Consider the following 10105-nt stretch of genomic DNA (forward strand, 5'->3'; position numbering starts at 1 on the left):
CAATGAAAAAAGCGCCAATGAAAGACTTAGAAATAAACATCGATAAAACATCTTCAACTTTGACATATTTGTCTCCTCCTTTATTATGATAAAGAACTTCGCTGAAATGACTGGCGGAATGCATTTCCTTTTCCCAGCCAGCGCAAAGCCATAAAAACCATCTCTGTAACAAACCCAAAATTTCACCGACAATAAAATAGATGGCAACGAAATAATTTAACAGCCCTGGCACAAACAAGATTAATATGCCTATAACCAGTACCAGTACCAGTACCAGTACCAGTACCGGTTCTAAAAGTATACAATCATAAAAACGCGCCTTTCTTTCACGCTAACGTTTTTTCGATCCCCCGGCATGGATATTCGGACGGTGGACGAGAGCCAAGGCCGCTGTGCTGCTGTCCTTTACCTGTTCAGCGTATCTGGTGTTTCGCGGGCGGCATATTCACTACTCCCCTCACAGTTCGCAGGGCGTACGAGAACTTCACGAGTACCTCCGAAATTGATGCAGACTACTACAGCATTTAACCAACGAAGTTAGTTAGCTCGGTGTTGAACCTCTCTTTCTCTTCGTAGAATAGGGCGTGCCCGCTGTTCTCGAATCCGATCAGTTTTGCCCCCTTAATTCCTGCTGCCATCGCTTCCGCCAGTTCAAAAAGGCATATCTTGTCCTGTGTGGCGTGTAAAATCATAGTCGGCACGTTGACCTTTGCCATGTCGCCCCGCAGATCAGTGTCCCGCAGTGCAATAAGACAGGCTGCGGTAGCATGAGAAGATGCCTCCATTCCCATATTGTGAAACCACTCGCCAAGCTTCAGACTCACTGCATTCTCGCTGCTGAAAAAGATTTTGCCAAAATCCTCATTAAGCTTTGCTCTGTCTGCGTAGCACAACTCGATGAAACCATCAACGGCTGCTGGCTCCAAGCCGTATTGGAAACCATGTCTTTTGGTGAAGCTCGGTGCTGCCGCACCAAAGAGAGCCAGCTTTGATACTCTCTCCCCTTTGTGGCAGGCCATGTAATGCAGGGCAATAGCGCCGCCCATTGAAAAACCTGCCAGTGTGACGTCGCGCAGGTCAAGTGCCTCAAGCACTTTCTTAACATCATCCGCAAAGACATCATAGGTATATTCGCCCCAGGGCTTGGACGATTTGCCGAAGCCGCGCAGCGTGATACCCACGCAACGATAACCTTGCTTAGGCAACTGAGTAAACTGATACTCATACATCTCGTGGCTCAATGGCCATCCAGGAATGAACACGATTGTCTTGCCTTGCCCCCAATCCCTAATGTGGAGACGGACGTTCGTCTCAACTTCAATAAACTCGTTGCCTTGCATGAGATACTCCTTTCTCGTGTTTGGTTACATAATGTTCTCTTTGCTAACCATGCACCTACGATACTGTGGTTTTTTAATCTGTTTAAATTATTTACGAACACTTCTAAACATATTCCCGAATATAATTTTTGCTGGTAAGGCGTTTACTCTCAGGTAATCAATCTTTCGGAATACCTCCTTTTAATCTCTCTTCATTTGCTACGTCTACGTAGCATCCAAACACACAACTTGATGCATCTAAATTACAATTAAACCTACCAAACCAGTCGTTTTCCTCTGTTTGCTCTAAACGTCTTAAGTTGGCGCTTTCACAATTAATTAAACAATCGTCAAGACTTCCTCTTCTCCCAGTCTCCTCCTCGGTAGTTTTCCTTTCTTGTATAGCATTATTGAGGTCATTAAAAATCCTTTCGCACTCATCCGCCAGTTTTTTTATTTCTGTTTCATTTAACTCATCTGATACATCAATTTTGGAGGTTTGCTTTAGCAATTCCCGATACTGATGCAAAGAACTACCGATATAATCCGGTAACAGACTATCTATCGTTTCGTCCTGAAACTTTTGAAGGGCATATTCTGCTGCCAGAACAATATATTTTTTATCGGTAGTCGTTATACCAGGCTGTGTATTAGCAAGGATAGGCGACAACAAACAGACGAGATAGCACCCAAAGATCGCGAATAAGCCAAACCCTATATTTTTCTTTATGCTTTTAAAGATCATTTTACCTTTCCTTTCTATTCCCGGCTCAAATGCAGAACGTGTTATTCAATTATGCAAGTCCTAATCCCTTTGCAACACCTTCTCCATAAACCTTCTCTGCTTTGTAAAAATACGGAACCATCCTTTCCTGGATATCTTTCGGCGCTTTTTTAAGGCTTGACACAATGTTTTCAATAAGTCGTTTCCGTTCGTCAGTCGGCATCAGCCGAAAGAGATTTCCGGGTTGAACGAAATCATCATCAACGCCTCTTTCCTGTTCATAGCGATTCGCGTCACCTGAAATTTTCAGCGGCGGCTCATTATACGCGGGATCTGCTTTGGGCCCTCCGAAGCTGTTAGGCTCATAATTTACCGAAGCGCCACCATTATCATCGAATCTCATGAAGCCGTCCCGCTGGTAGGTGTTTGCTACCGTGGCGATCGGACGGTTTATCGGTAGTCGCTCAAAGTTCACTCCCAGCCGATACCGCTGAGCGTCTGCATAGGCAAAAATACGTCCCTGGAGCATTTTACATGGAGAAAAGGAAATACCGGGAACAACGTTAGCCGGAGAAAAAGCAGACTGCTCGACTTCGGCAAAATAGTTCGATGGATTGCGGTTCATCTCCAATACCCCTACCTCGATCAAAGGATAGTCACTATGCGACCAGACCTTGGTTAAATCAAACGGATTCCACCGATAAGTTTCCGCTTCAGCTTCCGGCATCACCTGAACATGAAATGTCCATTTAGGGTAATCCCCACGCCCGATAGTTTCAAATAACAGACGTGTATGATAGTCGGGATCTTCTCCTGCAATACGAACCGCATTTTCCGAAGTCATATTCTTGATGCCCTGTTGCGTCTTGAAGTGAAACTTCACCCAAAAACGTTCATTGCCTACATTGATAAAGCTATAGGTATGGCTACCAAAACCATGCATAAAAGGGATACCCATGGGAATGCCGCGATCCGAAAACAGGATAGTTACCTGGTGCAATGATTCCGGAACCTGTGACCAGAAATCCCACATCATGGTTTTTGATCTTAGATTGGTTTGAGGTTCACGTTTCTGGGTATGGATTAAATCGGGGAATTTTATGGCATCCCGTACAAAAAACACGGGAGTATTGTTTCCTACCATATCCCAATTGCCTTCTTCGGTGTAGAATTTCAATGCAAAGCCTCTGACGTCCCGAACCGTATCTGCAGACCCTTTTTCCCCTGCCACAGTAGAAAACCGGCCGAACACATCAGTTTTTTTCCCAATTTCCGAAAAGATTCTGGCTTTTGTGTATCGGGTGATGTCTTTGGTCACGATGAAAGTTCCATGTGCACCGGCTGCTTTTGCATGGACAATACGCTCGGGGATACGTTCACGGTTAAAATGTGCCAGTTTTTCAATAAGATGATGGTCTTGTAGCAATGCAGGGCCTCGCTCTCCGGCGGTGAGGGAAGTCTGATTATCGCAGACAGGTATGCCTGCTGCCGTAGTTAAGACTTTAGGTTTACTCATTTCTTTTCACCTTTCAATTGATGTAAAAACAAGCCAACACTCTCAACTTCCCTTTGACCAACGCAACAGTCCAATCAAACCGATAACGACCGCGACAGCGCCGCCTATTAACATCCATATCGCCTTGTCGGTAGGCGAGCCGGTGAAAAACCGGGAAATATCAGAACTGAATGACTTCGTTGCGCTGACGCCAAAGATTATAAGCAATATACCCCCGGCAAGAATTGCGAGCGAGACTACTTTGTTCATAGAAAAATCCTCCTTTAATTTTCATAATGATTCAGCCCCCACCCACCTTGCCCTCCCATTGAAGGATCGGCAATATTTTTCCCTTACCCTTGGTGTGAGGGATTAAGGTGGGGTAAGCCAACACTGTTTTTCATATCTGACGACATAAAGTGGTCGCTAAGATTTTCGTCTGCGAATGAAATTAAGCACTATGACCACGATGGCGATCACCAGAATAATGTGAATGAAACCGCTCAGAGTGGTGGAAGTGACCAGGCCCAGGATCCACAATATGATCAGAATAGCCGCAATAACTAAAAGCATAGTAATTCTCCTTTCTTTTTTTGGTTAAGTATTTAAATTTTTAGTCTTAATTTTCTACCTATTCTTGCGTCTTTTTGTGCAGTCTTGAATATTTCAAGCATGTTATTAATTCCATGTTTGAATTCTCGTCAATAAAGGTAACTATTCAGCGTAAACATTACACGGCTCCTTCCCAAACAGGTACTTCAATATGTTCAGTACAAGGTTTGGGAACAAGTTGTCTCTACACTCCGGCAGTTTGGCAAATTACTTAGTTTCTTAATTTATACTGTGAAGCAGATGCTTTTTCTCTATATCCAATATAGACAGTTTTTTTTTCCTGTCAATACCTGAAAATGGGGGTATTGAAAATATGTCCATACTGCTTTTTACCCGCTGGACATTCTATTGGAATCTGGAATTTATTTGTCATTTGTTCTGTTAATAGAAGGCTGGATTGAAAGTATAAAACGTTTGGTTCAGGTTACAAACCTGAACCCGCGAAGTGTAATGTGCCCTTGGTGGACAAGCTATAAGCAAACATGCATGAAATAAAAAATACGAAATACGAAGCAACTCCGAATGACAAAGCATAAAATTCAAAACATACAACAATATCCCCGGCGGGTTCAGGTTTGCAACCTGAACCTATGGGTTTATGCGTATAATGGGGTCATGTACTGCAGTAAAATTCCAATGCCCAAAGCATAAAATCCTTGTTTGGAATCTGGAATTTATTTGTCATTTGTTCTGTTAATAGAAGGCTGGATTGAAAGTATAAAACGTTTGGTTCAGGCTTCGTCGTGAGCTCAGCCGAACAGTTACAAACCTGAACCCGCGAATGTAGTTTCCAGTGCCATTACATTCCCAAACATGAATTTGGAAACGAATTGTGCTTCGGTAGTTTAATAGATTACGCCGGATAGTTACCCATAAAGTGCATTATCAAAAAACGAAAAACCTGCTAAGCACTTTTTGAACGTTTACCTGCTTCTAAGATATAGCATAAGAGGAAGCCACCAACGGCAGCAATACTTACTGCCAACCATGGATTAGCACGAACTTTTCGATCAATTTCCATCCCTATTTCTTTCGTTTTCTCTTCTCCCTTAGCAACCGCCTCTTCCAAAGTTTGCCGTGTTTTTTCCATCGTTTCCCTGCCTGTGTGTGTTGCCCCGCTTATAATCTCTTTGAGATTTGAATATTTTTCACTAATCAATCGATTAATCTCATCGCTCTTTCCTTTTAATTCTCTATCCAGCAATTCAAGCGCTTCGTCAATTTTTAATATGTCTCCCGCATTTTCTTTCGCTTGGTTATCCATAACATCATATCCTTTCTCATTTATTTTTTATCTTCAGAAACCGTACCCAAAACTTTTTGTATCAATGTATTTGCTTTCGAAAATTTCATCCAAAATCTCTGTGAAGTAAAGTAAAGAAGAACCCCTAGCGGGACCAGAAAATAGACAATACCGAGGGAAAAGATAACTAACGCCTTTACTTCTTTACTCAAAGGAAAATAATAAAGAAACGCTACATGCAAAAATATAAAACCACAGATCATGACAACTAAACTCAAAATTAAGAGAACAATACCGATGCATATTCGCCGTATAAATCTAATGGCTTTGATGTAGTAAATCACTGCCTTAACTTTAATTTTTGCAAAACCTATGAATGTTTGTTTATCTTGTCTCACAATATCCGTTAAAATACACAAAATAATATGGTAAATTATCTTTTTGGTATTCATAATTTTCACTAACCCGCACGAAGATTATTTGAAATGAGAAACAGCATCGTTATAAGAATTCTTCAGATTTTCCAGAGCTGCATCCATTCCGGATTTAACATCCTCCCAGGCGTCAGCGCTTTTCGATTTGAGCTCATTTAATTTGTCTTGTGCTTCTCTTTGCTTCTTTTGTAATCCTTCAATTATCTCATTGTACCTGGCCTTGGTATCTGTCCCTGCCTGCCCGGCCTTTGCCTGAAGGTCTTTTATCTTATTACCGAGGTAATCCAATGTTGACTCAGCATCTTTTTGGTATTTCTCTTTTTGCTGTGCCATGTAAGTTTTTTTCGTTTCAAGAGTTTCCCCTGTTTCGCGTTTGACATCCTCTGACGACACATGGGTTTCTACTTTTTCAGGCGTCTCCTTGCTACAAGCCGTTATAAAAAACAACGGAACAAATATTGCTGCCATAAATTCAATCTTTTTCATACTTTTACGTCCGTTCTGGTGCAGCGCACCTTTAACTTTCTTTTTGGTTTGGGGTTTTATTAAGAGAACACGTGATTGAGACAGCATCTTCTCTTTACACAGCGATCTTTTCTGTTATCTCGCAACCAATGTATAGTCTCGCGCATGCTGTTTATTCGAGGAATTCAATGCGTTTAATATAAGCCTCGGCTTTTCCTCCTCCTCCAGTTGTAGTAGTGTCAACCTCAAGACATAAACCAGATATTGCGGGAGACTCTTTTTCGTAATATGTTCGAAACGCACTGGTCAAATCAAACTCTGAAATTACCGTTTCTTTAAGTTCCGGGTTTCCTACACAAACATAACGCCCACCTGCTTGAAAATACTTCCCTTTGTAAGGTATGTTAATTTCGTCAGCTTCGCCGAGAAATAGGCTTAAGAAATAGGGTAAATCCGGTATCATAAAATACCCACTGGACAATTTTTCTGGACCAAAAAATATGTATAAACCCAAGGCTTGAGTCCTATTTTCTCTCTCAAAGGAAGCATCCTTTGGGTATTTAATAATTCCCCATTCAATTCTTACTTTAGAAACTTCCGGAAGAATGATATCCTTACAAACAAGAAAACCTCTGACGGGTTGCTTGGTTTTAATAAACAACGCACCATCATGAATGGAGAATTCAATTTTCGCAGGATACTTAGCTGCGCCCTTATAATAAAGCCCCTTCGATTCCAACCATTTACGGACAGAACCTCCTGAATAATTTGAAAAATCAATTACATATTTTACCTTCTGTGCCTTTTCATTGTCTTGTTTTTCCAGACCGTTGTCCTTAGCATCTTGGGATGGCTCCTGGATCTCAGCTCGTTTATTTTCTTCCGATAAAACGTTTCCACTCAAAACAAATATTACTATAAATGTGATGCTTGCTATAAAACTTTTCATTTTCGTTTCATGAAAAATAATGAAAGGTGAGAAGTTGTGATTTAACATATACATTCCCGACTTCTCAACCGCTTAACTTTTTAGACAACCCTCCTTTGATTTTCATACATTACAACACAAAGTGGTCGCTGATTTTAATTTTTGCAAAACCTATGAATGTTTGTTTATCTTGTCTAACAATATCCGTTAAAATACACAAAATAATATGGCAAATTATCTTTTTGGTATTCATAATTTTCACTAGCCCGCACGAAGATTATTTGAAATGAGAAACAGCATCGTTATAAGAATTCTTCAGATTTTCCAGGGCTGCATCCATTCCGGATTTATAATCCTTCCATTCGTCAACACTTTTGGATTTGATATCGTTTAACTTTCTTTGCGCTTCTTCTTGTTTCTTTCGTAACTCTTCAATTATCTCATTGTACTCGGCCCTTGTTTCTTCCCCTGCTTTCCCGGCGGCCATTGACTCATGACCTTTTATTCTATCCCCGAGTTCGTTTAATGTCGCTTCAACTTCCTTCTGGTATCTCTCTTTTTCCTGTCTGAAGTAAGTTTTAGTAGTTTCCAGAGCTTTCCCTGTTTCACGTTTGACATCTTCTGATGACACTTGTATTTCTGGTTTTTCTGGTGTCTTCTTGCTACAAGATGTCATAAAAAACAGAGGGACACATATTGCTGCCATAAATTCAATTTTTTTCATATCTTTACATCCTTTCTGGTGGAGCGCACCATTAAAAAGCATCTAAGCACTTCACACCCGATTAACCCACAGAACAACTCTTTCCCCTGTCTATAAAAAAGTATTTCACGATATATCTGTTTTAAAACTTAATCCTGCAGTCAGTTATTAACTGACTGCAGGATTTCGTTGATCTGATTGATATTGAGAATCACGCTGACGGTATCGCCGCCAGTTTCCGTTTCATTGTAGCTTTAACAACAACTGGCGCCTGAGCCACTCTTGACTTTTTTCTCGTCACCGATCACAATAGTGCCGGTTTCTGTGAATTTGAGTGTTTTTTTCACACCATCCTTTACACACTCGACTGCATAACACGCTTTGCCATCGGCCTCTTGTTTCACTATTCCACCGATGGTGCAGCCAGCAGTTTCCTTCTCAATTGCTGCCTTGACCACAGCCGGTACCTGAGTAATATTGATCTTTGTTCCCTCGTCTGCACATTTATTTAACATTTTCTTCCCCTCCTCTTGTTAAAGCGTTTAACCCGAACCACCGAGAACATTCTCAGTAAGGTTGCCGTGCTTGCATGAAAATTATTTTATTTTCCCTTCTTCTGTGAGCTTGAGTGTTTTTTTCATGCCGTCCTTTACATACTCGACTGCATAACACACTTTGCCATCGGCCTCATGTTTCACTATTCCCTCGATGGTGCCGCCAGCGGTTTCCTTCTCTATTGCAGTCCTGACCACAGCCGGTACCTGAGCAATATCGACCTTTTCCCCCTCACTTGCCACAACAGCGCCTGCTTCTGTGAGTTTGAGTGTTTTTTTCATGCCGTCCTTTACATACTCGACTGCATAACACACTTTGCCGTCAGCCTCTTTTTTCACTATTTCCCTGACGGTGCTGCCAGCGGTTTCCTTCTCTATTGCAGTCCTGACTACATCCGGTATCTGAGCAATATCGACTATCTGACCAATATCGCCACTTTTCCCCTTTTCATGACTTGTCGCCATAACAGAATCAACCAATACAGTATTTACGGTACAAACACCAAACATCAATGCACCAACAAAAACCAGACCTAATCCAAATTTCTTTAACATTTTCTTCTCCTCATCTTGTTAAGAAGCTTAACCCGAACTTCCGAGAACATTCTCAGTAAAGTTGCCAGGCTTACCAAAGTATTCATAACAAGAAAATTTATGACAAAAATAAATTTAAACTATATTAATGCTTGCACGTACAATGATCTGTTTTGTCCTTTGTGCAATCTTTTGCACATGTTACATTGTCCGGGCACTTACAACTGTCCGGGCAATCAGGATTTTTTGCAAAGGTACTAGCAACACCAGCGCTAAACATTAACGCACTTACAAACGCCGCCGTAATACCAATTTTCCTAAACATATACTTACCTCCTTTCAAATTAAAGTACCAAACGGATATTATACGATGCTACTAACGCCACGATAGTAGACACACCACACGGCTACCCATTGCATAGCCGAAGGACGATGTATGTCTTTGCTTGTGATATTAATAACCCTTCTTTGCGTGACATACACACTTGCAATCATTTTCTGGTTTCGTTGGCAAGTGTCCGCATTTTTCGCATTTACTTTCAACATCACTCTTTGCGTGACATACACACTTGCAATCATTCTCTGGTTTCGTTGGCAAGTGTCCGCATTTTTCGCATTTATGTCCCTCTTCATGACCTGCCACAACAGAGCCAACCAACACAGTATTTACTGTACAAACACCAAACATCAATGCACCAACAAAAACCAGACCTAATCCAAATTTCTTTAACATCTTCTTCTCCTCCTCTTGTTAAAAAGCTTAACCCGAACCACTGAGAACATTCTCAGTATGATTACCGGGCTTAGCAAAATATTCGTAAGAAAAATACTTATGACAAAAATAAATTTAAACTATATTAATGCTTGCACGTACAAGGTACTAGCAACACCAGCGCTAAACAGTAATGCACCTACAAACGCCGCCGTAATACCAATTTTCCTAAACATATACTTATCTCCTGGGGGAACGCTTGTCCTACCGATAGAGAGAAATTACAAAAGATTGAAATTCCTGTACATTAAACCAAGCCCAACGCGCGGCCATTGCTTTACTTGAAATATGAAACGACGTGGGCTATGCCCGCCTTAAGGTC

Annotated in this window: 13 protein-coding genes and 1 pseudogene; all 14 read right to left on the reverse strand. The window is 41.2% G+C overall.

Annotated elements, in window-relative coordinates; all coding sequences use genetic code 11:
* Positions 1 to 157 precede the first annotated feature (157 nt).
* Positions 158 to 301, reverse strand: a pseudogene (locus ABJL82_RS16005) (DUF3096 domain-containing protein); the annotation flags it as partial.
* A gap of 223 nt (positions 302 to 524) precedes the next feature.
* Positions 525 to 1340, reverse strand: a complete 816-nt coding sequence (locus tag ABJL82_RS16010) for an alpha/beta hydrolase (RefSeq protein WP_347275710.1) — start codon at positions 1338 to 1340, stop codon at positions 525 to 527.
* Positions 1341 to 1497: 157 nt separating this feature from the next.
* On the reverse strand, positions 1498 to 2064 hold the full coding sequence (locus ABJL82_RS16015; protein ID WP_347275711.1) for a hypothetical protein: 567 nt from the start codon (positions 2062 to 2064) through the stop codon (positions 1498 to 1500).
* Between the two features lie 49 nt (positions 2065 to 2113).
* Complete coding sequence (locus tag ABJL82_RS16020) at positions 2114 to 3559, reverse strand: catalase (protein ID WP_347275712.1); 1446 nt, start codon at positions 3557 to 3559, stop codon at positions 2114 to 2116.
* Between the two features lie 42 nt (positions 3560 to 3601).
* Positions 3602 to 3808, reverse strand: coding sequence for a DUF3185 family protein (locus tag ABJL82_RS16025; protein WP_347275713.1), 207 nt, complete (start codon positions 3806 to 3808; stop codon positions 3602 to 3604).
* A 156-nt stretch (positions 3809 to 3964) separates the two neighbouring features.
* Positions 3965 to 4111: a lmo0937 family membrane protein gene (locus ABJL82_RS16030; RefSeq protein ID WP_347275714.1), complete on the reverse strand. Its 147-nt coding sequence runs from the start codon at positions 4109 to 4111 to the stop codon at positions 3965 to 3967.
* A gap of 943 nt (positions 4112 to 5054) precedes the next feature.
* Positions 5055 to 5414: a DUF883 domain-containing protein gene (locus ABJL82_RS16035; RefSeq protein WP_347275715.1), complete on the reverse strand. Its 360-nt coding sequence runs from the start codon at positions 5412 to 5414 to the stop codon at positions 5055 to 5057.
* 455 nt (positions 5415 to 5869) lie between these two features.
* Entirely contained in the window at positions 5870 to 6313 is a 444-nt protein-coding gene (locus ABJL82_RS16040) for a hypothetical protein (protein ID WP_347275716.1), read from the reverse strand.
* A 151-nt stretch (positions 6314 to 6464) separates the two neighbouring features.
* A complete protein-coding gene (locus tag ABJL82_RS16045; protein WP_347275717.1) occupies positions 6465 to 7289 on the reverse strand; it encodes a hypothetical protein in 825 nt (274 codons plus the stop codon).
* A gap of 208 nt (positions 7290 to 7497) precedes the next feature.
* Complete coding sequence (locus ABJL82_RS16050; protein ID WP_347275718.1) at positions 7498 to 7944, reverse strand: hypothetical protein; 447 nt, start codon at positions 7942 to 7944, stop codon at positions 7498 to 7500.
* A gap of 233 nt (positions 7945 to 8177) precedes the next feature.
* The gene (locus ABJL82_RS16055) at positions 8178 to 8438 is read right to left on the reverse strand and encodes a hypothetical protein (RefSeq protein ID WP_347275719.1); all 261 of its coding nucleotides are present in this window, start codon (positions 8436 to 8438) and stop codon (positions 8178 to 8180) included.
* 81 nt (positions 8439 to 8519) lie between these two features.
* Complete coding sequence (locus ABJL82_RS16060) at positions 8520 to 9032, reverse strand: hypothetical protein (protein WP_347275720.1); 513 nt, start codon at positions 9030 to 9032, stop codon at positions 8520 to 8522.
* A gap of 124 nt (positions 9033 to 9156) precedes the next feature.
* Positions 9157 to 9336, reverse strand: a complete 180-nt coding sequence (locus tag ABJL82_RS16065; RefSeq protein ID WP_347275721.1) for a hypothetical protein — start codon at positions 9334 to 9336, stop codon at positions 9157 to 9159.
* A gap of 129 nt (positions 9337 to 9465) precedes the next feature.
* Complete coding sequence (locus ABJL82_RS16070) at positions 9466 to 9744, reverse strand: hypothetical protein (protein WP_347275722.1); 279 nt, start codon at positions 9742 to 9744, stop codon at positions 9466 to 9468.
* Positions 9745 to 10105: the final 361 nt, after the last annotated feature.

The organism is Candidatus Kuenenia sp., assembly GCF_039794105.1.
Taxonomy (GTDB): Bacteria; Planctomycetota; Brocadiia; order Brocadiales; family Brocadiaceae; genus Kuenenia.

Coding starts and splice junctions, on each gene's coding strand:
- ABJL82_RS16010 (WP_347275710.1), bottom strand. CDS start 1,340: ATGCAAGGCAACGAGTTTATTGAAGTTGAGACGAACGTCCGTCTCCAC.
- ABJL82_RS16015 (WP_347275711.1), bottom strand. CDS start 2,064: ATGATCTTTAAAAGCATAAAGAAAAATATAGGGTTTGGCTTATTCGCG.
- ABJL82_RS16020 (WP_347275712.1), bottom strand. CDS start 3,559: ATGAGTAAACCTAAAGTCTTAACTACGGCAGCAGGCATACCTGTCTGC.
- ABJL82_RS16025 (WP_347275713.1), bottom strand. CDS start 3,808: ATGAACAAAGTAGTCTCGCTCGCAATTCTTGCCGGGGGTATATTGCTT.
- ABJL82_RS16030 (WP_347275714.1), bottom strand. CDS start 4,111: ATGCTTTTAGTTATTGCGGCTATTCTGATCATATTGTGGATCCTGGGC.
- ABJL82_RS16035 (WP_347275715.1), bottom strand. CDS start 5,414: ATGGATAACCAAGCGAAAGAAAATGCGGGAGACATATTAAAAATTGAC.
- ABJL82_RS16040 (WP_347275716.1), bottom strand. CDS start 6,313: ATGAAAAAGATTGAATTTATGGCAGCAATATTTGTTCCGTTGTTTTTT.
- ABJL82_RS16045 (WP_347275717.1), bottom strand. CDS start 7,289: ATGTTAAATCACAACTTCTCACCTTTCATTATTTTTCATGAAACGAAA.
- ABJL82_RS16050 (WP_347275718.1), bottom strand. CDS start 7,944: ATGAAAAAAATTGAATTTATGGCAGCAATATGTGTCCCTCTGTTTTTT.
- ABJL82_RS16055 (WP_347275719.1), bottom strand. CDS start 8,438: ATGTTAAATAAATGTGCAGACGAGGGAACAAAGATCAATATTACTCAG.
- ABJL82_RS16060 (WP_347275720.1), bottom strand. CDS start 9,032: ATGTTAAAGAAATTTGGATTAGGTCTGGTTTTTGTTGGTGCATTGATG.
- ABJL82_RS16065 (WP_347275721.1), bottom strand. CDS start 9,336: ATGTTTAGGAAAATTGGTATTACGGCGGCGTTTGTAAGTGCGTTAATG.
- ABJL82_RS16070 (WP_347275722.1), bottom strand. CDS start 9,744: ATGTTAAAGAAATTTGGATTAGGTCTGGTTTTTGTTGGTGCATTGATG.